Source organism: Olegusella massiliensis, from assembly GCF_900078545.1.
Classification (GTDB): Bacteria; Actinomycetota; Coriobacteriia; order Coriobacteriales; family Atopobiaceae; genus Olegusella; species Olegusella massiliensis.
Map to the genome: position 1 here is coordinate 442369 of NZ_FLLS01000002.1, position 16705 is coordinate 459073.

General features: G+C 48.4%; 14 protein-coding genes. 1 reads left to right on the forward strand and 13 read right to left on the reverse strand.

All coding sequences use genetic code 11. The features are described from left to right. Positions 1 to 26: 26 nt before the first annotated feature. The 3 genes from BN4314_RS02210 to BN4314_RS02220 all read right to left on the reverse strand — a co-directional run bounded on the left by BN4314_RS02210 (position 27) and on the right by BN4314_RS02220 (position 7256). The gene (locus BN4314_RS02210; RefSeq protein WP_082911128.1) at positions 27 to 3635 is read right to left on the reverse strand and encodes a UvrD-helicase domain-containing protein; all 3609 of its coding nucleotides are present in this window, start codon (positions 3633 to 3635) and stop codon (positions 27 to 29) included. Next, positions 3635 to 6844 (reverse strand): PD-(D/E)XK nuclease family protein, encoded by a 3210-nt coding sequence (locus BN4314_RS02215; protein WP_187369527.1) that lies wholly within the window; start codon positions 6842 to 6844, stop codon positions 3635 to 3637. Before BN4314_RS02215 ends, BN4314_RS02210 begins: the two co-directional genes overlap by 1 nt. A 106-nt stretch (positions 6845 to 6950) precedes the next feature. Continuing rightward, positions 6951 to 7256: a YerC/YecD family TrpR-related protein gene (locus tag BN4314_RS02220; protein WP_021735840.1), complete on the reverse strand. Its 306-nt coding sequence runs from the start codon at positions 7254 to 7256 to the stop codon at positions 6951 to 6953. A 173-nt stretch (positions 7257 to 7429) separates the two neighbouring features. On the opposite strand from BN4314_RS02220, the gene BN4314_RS02225 reads away from it, so the two are divergent. Then, the gene (locus BN4314_RS02225; RefSeq protein ID WP_021735923.1) at positions 7430 to 7789 is read left to right on the forward strand and encodes a phage holin family protein; all 360 of its coding nucleotides are present in this window, start codon (positions 7430 to 7432) and stop codon (positions 7787 to 7789) included. 112 nt (positions 7790 to 7901) lie between these two features. On the opposite strand, the gene BN4314_RS02230 is transcribed toward BN4314_RS02225, so the two are convergent. The 10 genes from BN4314_RS02230 to BN4314_RS02275 form a co-directional block, all read right to left on the reverse strand. Further along, the gene (locus tag BN4314_RS02230; RefSeq protein ID WP_021735871.1) at positions 7902 to 8174 is read right to left on the reverse strand and encodes a hypothetical protein; all 273 of its coding nucleotides are present in this window, start codon (positions 8172 to 8174) and stop codon (positions 7902 to 7904) included. Between the two features lie 330 nt (positions 8175 to 8504). After that, a complete protein-coding gene (locus BN4314_RS02235; RefSeq protein ID WP_035098659.1) occupies positions 8505 to 8972 on the reverse strand; it encodes a hypothetical protein in 468 nt (155 codons plus the stop codon). Between the two features lie 230 nt (positions 8973 to 9202). Next, a complete protein-coding gene (locus BN4314_RS02240; protein ID WP_187369528.1) occupies positions 9203 to 10651 on the reverse strand; it encodes a sensor histidine kinase in 1449 nt (482 codons plus the stop codon). An 8-nt stretch (positions 10652 to 10659) separates the two neighbouring features. After that, positions 10660 to 11355 (reverse strand): response regulator transcription factor, encoded by a 696-nt coding sequence (locus BN4314_RS02245; RefSeq protein WP_021735859.1) that lies wholly within the window; start codon positions 11353 to 11355, stop codon positions 10660 to 10662. Positions 11356 to 11442: 87 nt separating this feature from the next. Continuing rightward, on the reverse strand, positions 11443 to 12162 hold the full coding sequence (locus BN4314_RS02250) for a phosphate signaling complex PhoU family protein (protein ID WP_068539594.1): 720 nt from the start codon (positions 12160 to 12162) through the stop codon (positions 11443 to 11445). Next, positions 12162 to 12944, reverse strand: a complete 783-nt coding sequence (pstB, locus tag BN4314_RS02255) for a phosphate ABC transporter ATP-binding protein PstB (protein ID WP_021735876.1) — start codon at positions 12942 to 12944, stop codon at positions 12162 to 12164. Before pstB ends, BN4314_RS02250 begins: the two co-directional genes overlap by 1 nt. Then, positions 12944 to 13735, reverse strand: a complete 792-nt coding sequence (locus tag BN4314_RS02260; protein WP_035098660.1) for a phosphate ABC transporter ATP-binding protein — start codon at positions 13733 to 13735, stop codon at positions 12944 to 12946. Before BN4314_RS02260 ends, pstB begins: the two co-directional genes overlap by 1 nt. Next, positions 13732 to 14685, reverse strand: a complete 954-nt coding sequence (gene pstA / locus BN4314_RS02265; RefSeq protein ID WP_021735844.1) for a phosphate ABC transporter permease PstA — start codon at positions 14683 to 14685, stop codon at positions 13732 to 13734. The genes BN4314_RS02260 and pstA overlap by 4 nt, the downstream gene beginning before the upstream one ends. Continuing rightward, positions 14678 to 15676: a phosphate ABC transporter permease subunit PstC gene (pstC, locus tag BN4314_RS02270; protein ID WP_021735914.1), complete on the reverse strand. Its 999-nt coding sequence runs from the start codon at positions 15674 to 15676 to the stop codon at positions 14678 to 14680. The genes pstA and pstC overlap by 8 nt, the downstream gene beginning before the upstream one ends. Continuing rightward, positions 15660 to 16613 (reverse strand): phosphate ABC transporter substrate-binding protein, encoded by a 954-nt coding sequence (locus tag BN4314_RS02275; RefSeq protein ID WP_021735851.1) that lies wholly within the window; start codon positions 16611 to 16613, stop codon positions 15660 to 15662. Before BN4314_RS02275 ends, pstC begins: the two co-directional genes overlap by 17 nt. Positions 16614 to 16705: the final 92 nt, after the last annotated feature.

The following is a 16705-nucleotide window of genomic DNA, read 5'->3' on the forward strand; positions in this document are numbered from 1 at the left end:
ATCACTGAGAGCTAACAATCTCTTCTCTATGCATGAAAATCGTAGCGTACAACATATGGTTGGTCTGTCTTGTCATCTCCCAAAAGCTCACCCGCATCAAGCTCAACACAGACAAAAGCGCAGGTCACCGCTGTAAAGCCTTGATTTATGAGCACGCTAGCATAGAGGCGCGCTTGGGTTTTGTGATGTTCATAAATTTCAGCAGGTGTAAGGTTTTTATCGCCTGTTTTATAGTCAACAAGCAGTGCTTCTGTGGAGCCAGGGTTGGTACAAAGCAGGTCAATGGCACCTTCAATATAGTCACCAAAACGCTCAGTACCCTTGGGTGCTGGCGCAAAAAAGGGCAACTCCGCGTGGAGAATTTTGTACTGCAATGCCTCAGCGCGAATATCTGAGTGGGTCCAGCGCTGTAAGGCTGTCTGTAGACGCAATTCAGCACGACTCGACAGATGCCAATAGATAGACATGTGCTCTAGTTGCTCATCCGAAGGGACACATCCTGTCTCAATCATAGTCTGAGCAAGCTCATGAAAAGCAGAGCCTAAATTGGTCGCACGATCGGCATCGGCGTATTCGCCTGCCTCATCTTCCTCACTGAGCTGCGGCACCCGAGGCTTTGTTGGAGCATTATCGTTATGCTGTAATGCTTCATCCTCGAGTACAGCCTTCATCGACGAAAAACTAAAAACTCCTTGACGGGGGCGCCACGTACTCAGCTGCGCTGCAATTTCAGTCTCGCGTTGATACAGTACAAAATCACTATCTGGCATGCCATTGTCCTGCATGCTCGTCTCAGCAGCACCCGTCCCAAGCACCAGCAAATCCGTAGGAACAGGAGCGATAAGTTCTGCGTCAAAGCCCGCCATACTGCCCGCAGATGACAGCTCGAGTACAACAGGATCGCCCTTGGGAACCTTCTGTTGGCAGACCTCCACTACGCGAAGCAAAGCATCAGCACTTCCCCCATAGTTAAGGCTCTGCTCGCCTATTGCAGGCATATCAGAACCAACAAGTGCCCGCATAGTCCCAGCAGCAAGCGTCGAACTTATACCTGCTTTGCTAGAAGCACAACTTATTCCTAGGACAACTGCTTCTTGTGCACGAGTCAACGCAACGTAGAGCAGGCGTGCTTTTTCTTCTTTGCTCCGCTCGTCTTCAAGCTGTTTAAGTGCTAAATAAGTCTCTACAATCGTTGCGCTCTCTGAGCCTTTCCAACTGCTGCTGTTATCCACCTGCACCTTTGCGACTAAACTTGAGCAATCTTTGGGACAAATCACGCAGGCTTGTACGTTTTGAGAAGAAGTATTTGATGACCTATCAGTGGCATTCAAACTACCTGCAAGAATGTTCGTATCGCTACGAGGGTTTGACCAACATTCGGCTACTGCCACAACGGGAAACTCAAGGCCCTTAGAGGCATGAATGGTCATTACTTGAATGGTACCTGCCTCCCCTCCTGCAAAAGATGCGGGAGGAATTTTTGCAAGATTGAGCCAGCGATTAAATTCCGCTGCAGCTCGGGCAGGCCCCAGCCCCAGCTCCTCGGTAAGATCGCGAATATAGCGCACAGCGGCTAAAACATTTGCAGCGCGTGCCATGCCTTGAGCCCCTTGGTGGGAAAGACGAGCAAGCCAACCAGAATCGCGCACCACCTGTAGACAAACATCGGCAACTGACTTGTGTGCCAAATCCGCAAGCGCTTGACTAAGCACCGCATGAGCCACCTTGAGACGCTCAGAAGTTTGCACGCTTCCAAAAAACTTCATATCCTCAAGACCACGGTCAATCTGTCGCTTTGTAGGAGCATCTAGTTTTTCTTGAGGGCGTGTGCCCAACATGCAGAAATCATCTGCATCCAGGGCAAAGACTTCACTGGAGAGCAGCGGAAATAGGCCTGACTGAGTATCTCCAGGATTTGCCAAGGTATAGAGCAGAGCGCACATAACCTGGACCTCGGAAGTCGAGTTAAAGCTAGAGCCTCCAGTCACCACACACTCAAGTCCACGGGCCCGCAGGGCATCGATGTAGTTTGCCGCATGAGAGCTTGTTCCCAAAAGCAGAGCCATATCCCCTGCACTTGTACCTGCCGCAGCGTACTGTGCTAGTCGATCTGCAATCTGAGCAGCAAGAGTTGCTGCCTGAAATTGTGTTGTTCGTCCTGATTGACCAGGGCCTGCAACTGCTTCGATAGCTACACGCGGAAGAGATTGCGCCGCATACGTATCTTCTCGCTCGGGATTAGCATCAAGATGCATATAGCCACCCAGGATGCCACCTGCAAGCGTGCCATCTATCGTGGGCACACCCCCGCAAATACGCTCTACAAGATTAAGAATATCTGCATGGCTGCGGTAGTTTGTCTGCAGTCGCACATGCGAATCTGTTGGGAGCGCAGCCCCATGTTTGAAAAACACCTCAACATCTGCTCCGCGGAAACGATAAATCGACTGCTGAGCATCACCTACCGTACAGAGGTGCTCAGCATCCTTGCCAGCAAGCATACCAATAAGTTCTAATTGAGTCTCATCGGTATCCTGAAACTCATCAACCATGACGAGGCGAAAACGCTGTGCATAGTCAGCCGCCACTTCGGGGTGCTTGCGTACTGCCTGTAAAGCCATATGGATAAGATCGTCATTGTCCAGTAGCGACTGCTCATGCTTGAGACCTGTATAGCGCTCATCTACTTGACGCGCTAGTTGCAAAATTGCACTGCCAAATCTGCCAGCCTGAACAAAGGCAAGCTCTGCGCGCGCAAGTGCCAAAGCAGACACAACATCTGGCTGAATATCAGCAATAGTTTTGCTTGAGCGTGGTACCGAAACGCTCGTTAGCACCGCTTCGATTTCGTCGCGTGTTGAACGCGTAGGGCCCTCAAGTACCAGTCCATGCAGAAGCTCAAGCGATGTCTGAACAGTCTGCGCCGCCTTTGGTGTGAGCTTACGAGACCCCAACTCTTCAAAAGCTGTGAGCAGACGTGCCACCGAGCAATATATTGTTTTGGCACCCTCTTCACCCACAAGCACAAGGTCATCAAAACCATGGAGGCAACGACGAGCAGCGGCAATCATGCTGGTAACAAGATCAAGAACCCCGCTTGCACGACCTCCGTCAAATATGCGCCCATAGCCATAAAAAGAAAAAAGTTCAGAAAACTCGCCTCGGCGATAGGCACCTCCCACAACCTCTTCGAGTGCGCTGCCTTTGAGTTCATCAGCCTGGTTTTCCGTGCATTGGCTAAAGTTTGGATCAATTCCCAAATCCAGCGCATGCTGATGCAAAATACGCGAACACATGCCATGAATGGTCGAAATCCAAGCACCATCAACGGCAAGCGCTGCTTCACGCATATGTGGATCGTAAGCTCCAGCGGCTCGTAGAGTTTTGCGCACACGCTCACGAATCTCTCGCGCAGCAGCCTCGGTAAAGGTAATGACAAGCACCTGATCGAGACTGTCTAAATATGCTTTGCCGCACGCACCAGAACCAGGACTGAGTGCCCAAGCAATGCGCTGGGTCAGGGTAAACGTCTTGCCTGAGCCTGCTCCTGCCTCAACAAAAAGCGGACGCTCAAGCGTTTGAGCAATGGTGAGTTGGTCCTTATTGAGTCCTGCAAGAAACTCCAATTCAGCCACTATGAGCGCCTCTTTTCACAATTCAGCACAGGACACCACTGGCATGAAATTTCATCAAGTGGGTTTGCCTCAATTATTCCTGCGCGAAGTTCTGCAATACGTGGTGCAATAGCTTCTTCACAAGCATCAAGCAGCCCATCAAGACCCGTATCTCCGTCCCAGTTGCTACCTGCCGCTTTTGCCTGCTCACGACGACCAAAGTCGTCAGTAGGATCCACACACACAGCAGCTGCGCGAGCCTTTGAAAGGTCTTGCCCATAGATGCGTTCTGCTTGATTGGCATCCACTGCCCCTGCCAAAGCATGGTCATCACGGGTACAGAGATACACTGCCCCAACCACATGCAACTCAGGATGAGCACGACGTACTACCTGCGCATATATCAGCGATTGCACACGCCTCAGCTCTTTGAGCGTATCGCCTAGATCGTGGGGTTTGTTGGCAAAGGCATCATATTCTTTGGTAAAACCATTTACCCCTTTGTGTTTATAGTCAATAACCACTGCCAAGCCATGCGCATCGACATCCACGCGATCAATCGTACCTACCAAACGTGCCCCAGCATACTCAATAAGCTCATCACCACGCCCAAAGCTCCACTCAAATTGCTTGGGCTCATAACCCAAAAACAAAGTTGATTCATAGTCAAGCAAGGAGTGAAGATCCTCACTGAGGCGGTCAAGTTGTGCGCGTTCACGCGGTCCATGTGGAATCAATGCCTGTTGCTCAACCGTATTGCCACCGCGCAACAGGTATTGGTGGCGATAATGCTCAGCACACACTTCGCCAAGCAATTCATGGGCACGCTGCAAGCCTCCTGTTGTATGGACGCTGACTCCTTCCTCAGAAAGCCGTCCATGTGTCAACTCAAGTACGCGATGGGCAAAAGTTCCCATTTCCGCAGGTCCAAAACCTGCATCCGCATCAGATAGACGCAACCTTCGAAGGCTAAACCACTTATAAGGACACTCAAGATAGGTTTCTATCTGCGATGCCGATAATAATGGCAGCTCATGAGAGCTCAACATCCGTCCCTCATTTGGCACAATCACAAAGGGCGTGAGTGTGGGCGAAATCTTACCCGCAGGGGTTGGAGTATCAATTGTTCTCTGATGGGGGTTTTCGCCCGACCAAGCAAGGTTTTGCTGTATCTCGGTTTCAAAACGTTCTCCTACAAACTTATTACCAAAGACTTTCTTTGCAGACTCAAGGAACTTCTCTGGCTTATCGGACCCTTCAACCCCATAACAGCTAAGCAGTTCTACCAACATTACGGCAGAATAGGCATCCTTCCCATCTGCTGTTTTTAAGCACCGCTCAAGCAGCAACTGCTTGCGTGGCAGTGCTAACAATGCAGCAAATTGTGCACGCGCGTAAGCAATAGGGTCTGGTGCTTCTTCTATATGTAGGCGTTCTGCAAGTGAGGCTGCAAGGGAGGGATCGCGCGGAATACTTGTTTCGACAGAAGTAAGACCGCAAAGTACCAAGGCATCAGTAGAAGATGCTGGAAGACAAGCAGCCGCAGTCGGAGACAAAATATGCACGAGACAAGGGGAACTTTGGTCTTGCACATCGGCGGTCTGCTCTGTTATAGCCTCCTCATTCCAACGCAAAATGACTTGATTCGACAAGAGTAGTTGTTGAAGGAGACTTCCATATTCATCCAGAGAAATTGCTGCGGGCTTAGCTTGCGCTGTTACTACACCCAGCTCTTCTAGGCACATTGCAGCTGACATCAATGCAGCTACAACGGCCTTTTGCTCGGAGATGCTTTTTTTAAAAGCGCGTTTAGGACCTGTTGTCGCTTTGCGAGTGACCTCGATACCTTCCAGCAGGTGCGCTGCAGCAACTTTAGTACGACCTCTGAGCAATTCACGAGTAGCAAGTGCTGTTGCACGCGAGCTTTTCTTTTCTGACTGCAAATCTACCAAAACCTGAGCTGGCGTTAGTAATCGATTGTTACGCCAACTGCGATCTAGACGACGAGCTGATTCTGCAGGTACCTGCGAAAGCCCTGACATCAAAAAATCAGATAGTCCACGCGGCGGCCACCAATCCATATTTCCCAACGTAACTTGGGTGCCCTCCGCTGTTTTTTCAGGCGCAGGCCAGTTTTGTGCTAGAGCGTTTAAGTGCAAAATGCTTGCAAAGTATGCGAGGAAAGCCTGACCTGCTGGCATATCTGCAAATGCGATTTTTTGCTCAGTGCGCAGGGTAAAACCACGTGCCAGTAGCTTTTGTGAAAGCTCCCGACTTGCGCGGCTGACATCCGAAGTACATACAACGATATCCTTGCAACCTGTCTGCGCAAGCTTTTTGATATGACGGGCCAGAGCCTCTGACTCAGCCAGAGGTCCTGCACAAAGCAACAATTCCACTGCACCTGTCGGCTGCAACCGCTCTGTTTCTGCAACAAATAGAGAGCGCAAAAGGACATCAAGCTCAACAGGACGCTCTTTTCCAAGAGGATGAATACTCTCTGGAGTATCTACCGTAATGAGGCGTAAAGGCGTATTGCCTGCCTGTGCTTCTTGTTGCAGCTGTGCTATCAATTGGCGTGATACATCACAAGCAGGACTTTTACTTTCGTACATGATGCAATTCACAGATGATAACTCTGCCAGATCGCAGAGCAGCTTCCGCAGAGCACGCGTCATGCTCATCATTCCTGTTACAACAAACACAGGCATGGCCACCTCATGCTGCGCCAGCAAGGTAGGAAGCGCTACCATAGCCTCAGTTTCTTCAATGAGCTTGGCCTTATGAATAAGCTCGCGATACTCCTCCACCAGCCCAACGAAGTCCTTTTCTGCTTGGGTGAGCTGGAATGTTGTCTTGTCTGGTTGGAGCCATGCGATATTTGCTGCTGCAAAGTCGGCAAGTAAATTCACCATACCTGCCAAGGGTTCACCCTCGCTATGATGCTGGAGCACACGACGCGCAAAAAACCTGCGTTTCATAGAATCAATAAGGTGACGTCCATCACCCCAAACTTCCCAGCGCTCCTCTACCCAAGCTGTGGCTGTTGTACAGTCAACACCCAAGCAAATGCCCTGCTTAGAAAGGCTTTTTTGTGCCTGGAGTGCCTGGTTAAAGCTAGGACACAACAGTACTACTCTGCCCGTATGCTCAAGTCCCTGACGCAAGATATCAAGAGTTGCGCTACTAACCAGCTGCCGCTCTTCCGTCGAAACGATGCATAGCGCCATGTTGCCTCCAAAACCAATACTGCACATATCATCCTGGCTGCATGAGCCAAACTGGATGTGAAAAATTTGCTCATATGTATGGTAGCGTGCCTGCAGGACAACAAAACTACTGCTTTGCTTCGTCAAGCCGTTCAAGTACTAAACGATATCCACCTGCCATGCCATTAAGACATTTTGATACCCGGCTCACGGTGGTAGAACTTGCGCCAGTTGTCTGCGATACTTCGATGTATGACGAGCCTGCGCGTAGCATACGCGCCACCTCAAGTCTACGTGCAAACTCTTCTATCTCACGTGGACTCAAAAGATCCGAAAGAAATGCTCGCACTTCCTGGGGCGAACTCAGCTGACAAAATGCAGAATAAAGCTGATTTTGCCACAACTGGATATCTTGCTCACGACGTCCGACCATCGGTATCGCCTCCGAAGAGTAGTGATTGGCTTTAGTATCCTAAAGTATCGCATTGTCGGTATGTTTGGTGTGTAAAATGGGGAATACTATTCTCATAACCGTTTGGGGTAACAGCAATAACTACCCCTATGTGCTATGCCTGCAGGCGTAGCACGAGTTTGAAAGGTAGCATCATGAGTTTTATTGGAACTTGGCTTGTCACAACCGTCGCAACAATGGCTGCGGTTTATTTGGTACCCGGCATCAAACCTGTAGGCGGCAACTGGGGCGCAGCTATGATGACAGCATTGGCGCTAGCATTGGTCAATGCCCTCGTTAAGCCTACGATGCAGTTCTTATCTTTCCCTATTACATTTTTAACGCTGGGACTTTTTAGCTTAGTCATCAATGCATTGATGCTAGAGTTGGCGGCTTATCTCGCTCGTGAGGTCTTTGGTACAGGAATTGCTATTTCCGGCTTTGGATCAGCTTTTATAGGCGCCATTATCATTTCAATTGTGTCATCTATCTTGGGTGCCGTCGTCGCAGGATAACGTATTACCTTTACAGGATAACGTGTTGCCTCTCCCCGCCTAGATACGATCAGGGAGAGGCAATGAGTGCCTAACTATCTCGAGACTTGCAGTGCTTACAGATACGGGACTTTTACGCCAAACAAAAATAGATGGCAAGGGCTAAAGACAGTATCATTATCACCGCCCAAATCACAAGAGCCCACTTGCGTCCCATATGACTTTCAACATATATCTGAGCCGCAGCAAAAAGCGCATCTATGATCGAACCTACAATGCACAGCGTTGTATATGGCGTGTGCAGAGGAATGCTGAGAGTAGTCCAGATAAGGCCCACAGCTATCCATATCCAAAAGAGCCTTTTGCCTATCTGAGACCAATCTTTTGTGACTTGTGCCTTATCCATAACGTCACCGACGTACCTTTTAAATAGGTTTTCTCTTTTAATCGGATATTTTATCAATGTGGAAGCATTTTTGGTCGGAACGCGAATAAATTTGGCTCGACTGGGCTAAAAGTTTTAACTATTCAGTGATTGACTCTTTCTTAAGTATCTTTTCAGTAATCCGCTGTTCCTCGAGAAAATAATCGAGAGAAGTTTTACATATCCCCCACGCCGCAGCCGCGACGACGAGTCAAACTATGCAAGCAATGCGGGCTTGCCGAATCCTTCAGATAGAAAAAGAGATTAAGCAGAGAATAGCGCAAAAATACCTATATCTACCAGCGCAAATATCTACTCTTCGTCCTCTCCCCTATCATAGTCATCATACATCACTGCCTCTTCGTATTCGCGTTCGCGCACAAAATGCATGCTGAGCAGCATGGCAAGAGCCGATGACAATACGGGCCATATCAAGGCGGCAAGATACAGAGGGTCAAAATTATTAATAATGCTTGGGCCCCAACATGCTGCCATCGCAACTGCAACAATCGCAGTACAAAATCCCACTAAACGATGTCCATAATCAGAGGTATACCACACCAATGTCTGAGCTGCGATTCCTGTGCCCAAGCCAAAAGGTACGCTATACAACGTGCTAAAAGGAATCAAGAAAAAGATGTACCACCACGCATAGGGCATGCCACCTTTTGGGAGCACATAGCCAAGAATAACCAAGCCAATCAAGACGGCGTATGCCACCCAAACTGGTTTCAGTCGCCACAGTCGCGCGCCGAGACCCTCGTATGCGTCTCCTGCCATGTGCCTTCTCCTGCTCCTTGTCGAAGTCTCCTCTATCCTAACTCAGATTTGCATAAGAAATGTGCTCACTCTGCCCAACAAATGCAGCAGTATCAAAAATCTGTCGAAGACCTACTTCATCAAGCAAAACTTCCCGTTGACCACCCTACTGAGCAAGCAATACCCCAGAGCAAGCTCGCAACTTCGCCGTGGCCATCAGTACCATGTCACTCCAGTGAGATTGTGGCACTTTAGCTTATGGCAGGAAAACTTATCGTTATCGTAGTGCCAAAGCCTACGGTAGACTCCAGAGAAATTTTGCCGTGATGGACTGCAGAAGCATGCTTTACAATCGCAAGACCTAAACCAGTACCGCCTGTTTCACGGGCACGACTCGTATCTACGCGATAGAATCGAGCAAAAATCTTTTGCGTATCCTCAGCAGGAATGCCAATACCCGTATCTGCAACCGTGATAAACGGGACGGCCTGAGCGTCGCTATTCTGATTTTCGCTTACATCAGGCTGTGCAACACCACAAGAAACTGATACAGATCCTTCCGGGCGGTTATAGCGAATCGCATTTGCTATGAGGTTATTTATCAACTCATCTAATAAGCGAGGGTACCCTTGGATAATAACGCTGGAACCCTTAAGGGAAAGGCTCACACCCTTGCTCTCGGCAGAGGCTTCTAGACGCACCAACACATCAGCAGCAATGGAATACAAATCGCAAGGTTCAGCGGTTCCGAGCAGTGACAAATCCCCTGAACGTTCGCTTTCATCAAGTCTTGACAGGGTGAGAATATCGTTTACCAGCACAAGCAAGCGATCTGCATCTCCACGAATACGATGAGCAAAACCTGGGATATCCTCAGGAGGCACCAAGCCACTTTCAACGAGCTCTGCTGCACCAGAAATCGATGCGATAGGAGTCTTGAGCTCATGTGTGACATTTGAACTGTACTGCTGCCGAATCTCTGCTGCTTCGCGTAGCTCTTGGAGCTGCTGATGAATTTCATCTTGCTGATCGCTCAGCCTTTGAGTCAAAGGCTCGAGCTCTCGATAGGGAGATCCGGCTTTCAAATCCCCCAAATCCATAGCAAGGATAGGCCTCGTAAGCCAACGTGAAAAAAGGCGAGCTGCGACAATACAAGCAACAGCAAGAACTGCAAACACTACCCCCAAAGGAACAACATCTTGAGTCAAAAATCGAGAGACATTCGCTTCGTCTTCGGCAAGACGCACAACACGCCCATCACGCATGCGTTTAGCATGATAAAGACTGACATAACCTGCGGTGTCACTTGCTCGCTCAGAACTTGCAAAACCCTGCTTTAAAGCCTGAACAACTTCTGGCCTATTAGCATGATTGGGTAAATCTGCCACATCAAATTCGTTGTCATAAAGCACGGTGCCATCAGCCGCAATGAGCGTGATGCGTGCGCCGCCCAAATCTAATCCCGAAAGCAGACGGGTTTCTTCATCAATAAACTCGGTGTTGTTTTCAGACAACGGCAATTTTTTAAGCAAATTATCTTGCTCTTCGAGAGCAGAGACTACCAATCCACACCCACGCTCAAGATCTGCGTGGCCATCATTGATGGATGACTCATAGAACACAAAGGCACTTACGGTGGCAGCCAAAACTACCGCCATCAGCGAAGTCGCAAGAAGTACCCCATATATTCTATGAAACAAACTCTTCACTAATCCAGCTTTCTTGCGGTATCACAAAGGCGGTATCCCACCCCACGCATAGTCTCGATAAGACCTGATTGCGCCCCCAGTTTTGCGCGAATCTGCTGTACGTGCACGTCTACCGTACGACTTCCCCCGTCAAAATCCCAGCCCCACACACGTCTCAACAGTTCTTCGCGCGAAAAAACAACTCCTGGATCATGCGCAAGAAAGCAGAGCAAATCAAACTCTCGCATCGTTAAATCAAGGTGCTTACCTGCAATTTGTACATCTCTTTTAGAAGGAAAAACCACCAAAGGCCCGACTTCAATTTTTTCGTCTAACTGCTCATGGGAACTACTACGGACACGCCGCAATAACGCCCGTACACGGCTTACCATCTCAAGCATCCCAAATGGCTTAGTGAGATAGTCGTCAGCGCCCATATCAAGCGCTCTGACTGTATCTAATTCTGTATCTTTTGCCGTCAGCATCATTACAGCTACATGAGACATACCTGCAGTTTGCCGAATACGATGCAAAATACTTAGTCCATCAGACCCAGGGAGCATTATGTCAAGCAAAACCACATCGGGAACGCGCTGAGCACAGGCGCGGCGAAACGAAATATCATCGAGAAAGCCTTCGGCTTCGATGCCAGATTGTTTCAGAGCATAAATAGTGAGTTCGCGGATGTTTTTGTCATCTTCAACGTAATAGACCATTATCCATAACCATTCATCCGTAAAACCCTTACCACCTATATGCTCTTAGCATCCTGCCATCTGCATACTATGACAACGTGCATCTATCTACCCGCGCAGCGTAGAATCAGCATCTTTGCCCTCATCTTCAAAAAGAATATCAGTTACTTGTCCTAAACCTCTGCGATGCCTGCCAGTTGCTCTAAATATTGCCCAAGAGGCAATGCGTTTTGCGTGGTCTCCGATACGCTCGAAGTATTTGGCAATCATCAACAGCTCGGGTAGATAGCTTGCTGATGAGGTTTTCGAACGAATGAGTTCAACGATATCGTGCTCGCACTGGGCATACAGTTCGTTGATCTGTTGATCTGAGGCGATGACTGACTCTGCAACAGCAACATCCGATGTTTGAAAGGCATCAACCGCTGATACCACCATATGCGAGGTAAGCTCTGCCATATTCTCTATAGGCTCGGCAATGCAAGCTGCAATATTACTGGGCATCTCGTGCACTAAAAATGCAATATCTCGACTCATTGAATCGACGCGTGAAATGTCGGATACTACGCGAAAACTTGCCGTGACAAAACGCAAATCATCACCAATAAGCGGCTGCTGGAGAAGCAGTACATCCAAACAGCTACTCTCGATGTCACTTCTCAGTTTTTCTCCTTTTTTCGCAGCAGCCAAAATCATTTCGCTCGCCTCGCTATCACCACAAAAGGCCTCATCAGTGAGCCTGATGTTTTTCGCCGTCAGCTTCGTATACCTAGAGAGGAGCTGCAAAATTTGATCGAGTTGCTCAGTAAGAACAGTACGAGTAATCATTAGCTAAACCTTCCTGAAAGATACTCTTGTGTACGGCGCTGCTGCGGGTTGGCAAAAATTTCGCGTGTGGTAGACATTTCTATAAGCTCACCTAGATAGAAAAAAGCCGTATTGTCAGCAACGCGGGTTGCTTGCTGCATATTGTGGGTCACTACAACGACAGTATGGTCCCCAGCCATTTTGAGCATAAGTTCCTCAATTACTGCAGTAGAAAGGGGATCAAGAGCAGACGTTGGCTCATCCATCAAAATAATGTCTGGATTGGTTGCCAGTGCTCGAGCGATGCACAAGCGCTGTTGCTGTCCACCAGACAAACCAAGGCCATTTTGATTGAGCTTATCTTTTACTTCATCCCAAAGAGCAGCTTCAGAAAGTGCTTTTTCACAGATTTCATCACCTTCCGAGCGGCTAATATGGCGAGCGCGGGCAGGGCCATATAAGACATTTTCACGAATAGAAAAAGGGAAAGGATTGGGCTTTTGAAAAACCATGCCTACCTGGGTACGCAGATACAGTGCGTCCATCGCAAAGATGTCCTGCTCCCCCATTTTCATGCTTCCCTCAATTTTGATGCCCTCAACAAAATCACTCATACGATTGAAACAGCGTAGAAGCGTTGATTTGCCACAGCCGGAAGGTCCAATAAATGCCATGATTTTGTGTTTAGGGATATCAAGGTTGATATGCTTGAGCGCTTGAAAAGCCCCCTGGTCATACCACAAATTAAAATCCCTCATCTGTATTGCACTAGACGCTGAGGAATCTGTATGTATCGCAGACATTAGCCAAACCTTCCTGTCAGATAATCCACAAGCCGCTGATCGGAAGGATCCGAGAAAATCTGTTTTGTCGTTCCGGTTTCGACCATATCGCCCAAATAAAAAAAGGCAGTACGGTCAGAAATACGCGTTGCTTGTTCCATATTGTGTGTAACAATTGCGGCGCAAATTCCCGAGTCGGCAATTTGACGAATAGATTCCTCTACAACAAACGTACTGATGGGATCGAGAGCAGAACACGGCTCATCAAACAAAATCACATCTGGTTTCATGGCAAGCGTGCGTGCAATACAAAGACGCTGCTGCTGGCCACCCGAAAGGGCATAAGCGGAGCGTCCTAACTTGTCTTTTACCTCATCCCAAAGCGCTGCTTGACGAAGACTTTTTTCTACAAGCTCATCTGCGTCACTATGGTTGGCTATCAAGCCATGACGGCGCGGGGCAAACAAGATATTGTCTCTAATTGATTTGTGAAAAGGCGTAGGCTGCTGAAAAACCATGCCAATAGAGCGACGAAGCTGGAATACATCCTCACTTGGCGTATTAATATTGCGCCCGTGATAGAAAATTTCTCCGTCAATTTTGCAACAAGGAATTTCTCGGTTCATCAGGTTGAGTGCACGTAAAAAAGTCGATTTTCCACAGCCAGATGGGCCAATAAGTGCAGTAACTTCCTGAGCAGAAAACTTGAGCGAGGTCGCATGCAAAGCCTCATGGGTCAAGTCATAGGTGACCGTAACATCACGAGTTTCTAAGAGCGCTTGAGATTGTTTTTCATTCATGGATGTCTTCATTCACCAGTGGTTTTTCGTACAAGCAAACGACCAATGAGGCGTGCTGCAATATTAAAGAAGAGAATACAAATAAGAAGAACTGCTGCTGTACCCCACGCAATTTGATCGTTACCTGGTGTAGGCTCCATGCGCAATTTGTAAATATGCACAGCAAGAGTTTCTGCTTGCCTAAATACATTCCAAGGATTGCGAAGAGAGGCCAGATTGACACTGCGGAAGTTAAGCATGGCAGGTGCCGCTCCAGAAGTAAAAATCAACGCCGCAGCCTCACCAAAAACTCGACCAGCGCTAATTACCACACCTGTCACAATCGCTGGCATTGCCGTTGGAAGCAGCACATGACAGGTAGTCTCCCAACGCGTCAGCCCCATAGCAAGGCTAGCATCACGTTGTACCGTAGGCACAGCTTCGAGAGCTTGCTGGATGACGCGAACCAAAATAGGAATGTTAAACATCGTAAGAGCAAGCGCGCCAGAAAGTATCGATACGCCCCAGCCACAATACGCAACAAAGAAAATCGAGCCAAACATGCCAACCACAATTGAGGGAAAGCTTGAAAGCGCCTCGATTGCTGTTTTTACAACAAAAGTCAGCCTGTTGTTCGGAGCATATTCGACTAAAAAGATTGCTGCACCCAAAGAGATGGGAAGCGAAATAATAAGCGTCCAAAGCAACATATAAAAAGAGTCAAAAAGCTCAAAGGAGATACCCGGATTTACCCGATCGAGTGGTGAGTTGGTAAGAAAACCAGGGCGAAGCACCACAGGGATACCCTGTACAACAATGTAGATGACAATACCGGCAAGCAACGCCAATACAAACGCAACAATTGCGGTAAGTATGACTGTCGCGAGACGATCCTGACGAACTACACGTCGAACATGTGTTGAGCTTGTAGCTGATGGCATATTTATCTGTTTTTCTGGATTGGGAAGAGAGCTGTTATCCATGCCTGACCTTGCCCTTCTTCTCAATTAAATGAATAAGCAAAATGAAGAATAGTGACATGGCTAAAAGCAGCATGCCAAGTGACCACAATGCGTGGTAAGGCACCGAGCCTGTCGTGGCATTTGCAAAACCTGACGTTAACGCTGTGGTAAGGGTTGCTGCTGGACTAAAGAGCGATGTTGGCATCGCACGCTCAACACCACCGATGACAAATTGCACAGCAAGAGTCTCGCCGAATGCACGGGTCATTCCCATAATGACTGCTGTCATAATTCCAGGAGTTGCGCTGCGCAACACAACATGACGTACTGTCTGCCAACGTGTGCACCCAAGTGCATACGAACCCTCACGATAGGAAAGCGGCACAGCTGCCAGGGCATCAATAGTCAAGGTAGTAACGGTAGGTAATATCATGACTGCCAAAACGATTGCACCAGACAAAATACCGGCGCCTGTACCTGCTAGTTTCCCAAATAACATGCGCATGCTTGAATTGACTACAGCAAGGCCCAACAAGCCATACACAACCGAGGGGATGCCTACGAGTAGCTCTACCAAGGGCTGAAATACCTTACGACCAAAGCTCGGCTGGATTTCAACGACAAAAATTGCCGAGCCAATAGCAATTGGCAGGGTAAAGAGCGTCGACAGCAACGTAACCGAAAAAGAACCCACAATAAGAGAGGCAGCACCAAAGTACCCCCTATCGATTATCCAGTGGGCGCTTGTGAGGAAGGTGCCAAAGTCAACTCCATCATGCAAGAAAGTCATAAGTCCTTGACTAAATACCATGATGATGAGAGCGAACATGACAAGGGTTACAAGAGCAACGCAAAAACTCGTTAGGCCAAGACCTATCCACTCAAGCTTACGTTTTGCGAGACGGTGGCCAGCTACAGCAGTAGGGCAGGCGCCCCTTTCTTGGGAAGAGGCGCTGCCTATATCTACTATGTTGGCGCAGTCTTTTTGTATGACTTTAGGCTGCACTGACATTGCCCTTTGCATCCTTCTTTACTTGCATAGAGGTAATAGGAATAAAGCCTTCAGACTCTACGAGGCTACTCTGAACCTCATCTGAAAGAAGGTAGTCAACAAAGGCCTGGGTCGTTGCATCAACATCAGTTGAACAATAGAGGTGTTCATAAGCCCAAATACCAAAGTCTCCTGAGCAGACATTCTCATTTGTAGGCTTGTTGCCATCAACAGCTAAAGCCTTGAATTTGCTGTCATCAAAATATGAGAAGGCAAGGTAGGAAATAGAACCCTCGGTTTGTGAGACTTTTTCAACGACGGTACCAGAGGAATCTTCTTCAGCTGCGGGTACAAAATCAGTGGGAACTGCTTGCCCCTGGAGGACTGCCGACTCAAAAGTTGCACGTGTACCAGAGCCTGCTTTGCGGTTGATTACCTGAATCGTGCCAGCACTGCCACCAACTTCAGACCAATTGGTAATTTTTCCCGTAAAAATGCCGCGTAGCTGCTCGACACTGATGTTATCAATATCGACCTTGGCGTTTACTACAGGGCCAATGCCTACCACGCACAGTTGATTATCCTTGAGCTTCTTTGCGTCTTCTGGCTCAAGCTTCTCTTCTGCAAAAACATCAGAGCGGCCAAGCTGCGCCTTACCATCCTTAACATCAGAAAGGCCCTGACCTGATCCGCCACCACCAATGGTAATGGTGACTTCTTCATTTTCCATCATAAAGTTATTTGCTGCCGCTTCAATGAGACCCTGAAAAGAAGTAGCACCCGTGCAGTTGACTGTCCCAGACAAATTAGAGGAAGCATTTGCTCCAGAACCAGCAGCAGAACCTGCTGGGGAGTTTGTTCCACATGCAGTGAGGCCAAGACCACTGGCCGCAGCAATTGCTGCAATACTGCCGAAAACTCCAAAGACCTGACGCCGAGACATATCTTGTTGTAACATGTTTCCTCCAAAGGAATCGAAAGGACACGACACATAAATACAAAAGTTCATGTCGTGCTACCGCACATCCTATGGGGAAATCCACGAACAAA

Bases quoted from the DNA above. Each gene is read 5' to 3' on its own strand.
- BN4314_RS02215 (WP_187369527.1), bottom strand. From the start codon at position 6,844: ATGGCGCTATGCATCGTTTCGACGGAAGAGCGGCAGCTGGTTAGTAGC.
- BN4314_RS02220 (WP_021735840.1), bottom strand. From the start codon at position 7,256: ATGGTCGGACGTCGTGAGCAAGATATCCAGTTGTGGCAAAATCAGCTT.
- BN4314_RS02225 (WP_021735923.1), top strand. From the start codon at position 7,430: ATGAGTTTTATTGGAACTTGGCTTGTCACAACCGTCGCAACAATGGCT.
- BN4314_RS02230 (WP_021735871.1), bottom strand. From the start codon at position 8,174: ATGGATAAGGCACAAGTCACAAAAGATTGGTCTCAGATAGGCAAAAGG.
- BN4314_RS02235 (WP_035098659.1), bottom strand. From the start codon at position 8,972: ATGGCAGGAGACGCATACGAGGGTCTCGGCGCGCGACTGTGGCGACTG.
- BN4314_RS02245 (WP_021735859.1), bottom strand. From the start codon at position 11,355: ATGGTCTATTACGTTGAAGATGACAAAAACATCCGCGAACTCACTATT.
- BN4314_RS02250 (WP_068539594.1), bottom strand. From the start codon at position 12,162: ATGATTACTCGTACTGTTCTTACTGAGCAACTCGATCAAATTTTGCAG.
- pstB (WP_021735876.1), bottom strand. From the start codon at position 12,944: ATGTCTGCGATACATACAGATTCCTCAGCGTCTAGTGCAATACAGATG.
- BN4314_RS02260 (WP_035098660.1), bottom strand. From the start codon at position 13,735: ATGAAGACATCCATGAATGAAAAACAATCTCAAGCGCTCTTAGAAACT.
- pstA (WP_021735844.1), bottom strand. From the start codon at position 14,685: ATGGATAACAGCTCTCTTCCCAATCCAGAAAAACAGATAAATATGCCA.
- pstC (WP_021735914.1), bottom strand. From the start codon at position 15,676: ATGTCAGTGCAGCCTAAAGTCATACAAAAAGACTGCGCCAACATAGTA.
- BN4314_RS02275 (WP_021735851.1), bottom strand. From the start codon at position 16,613: ATGTTACAACAAGATATGTCTCGGCGTCAGGTCTTTGGAGTTTTCGGC.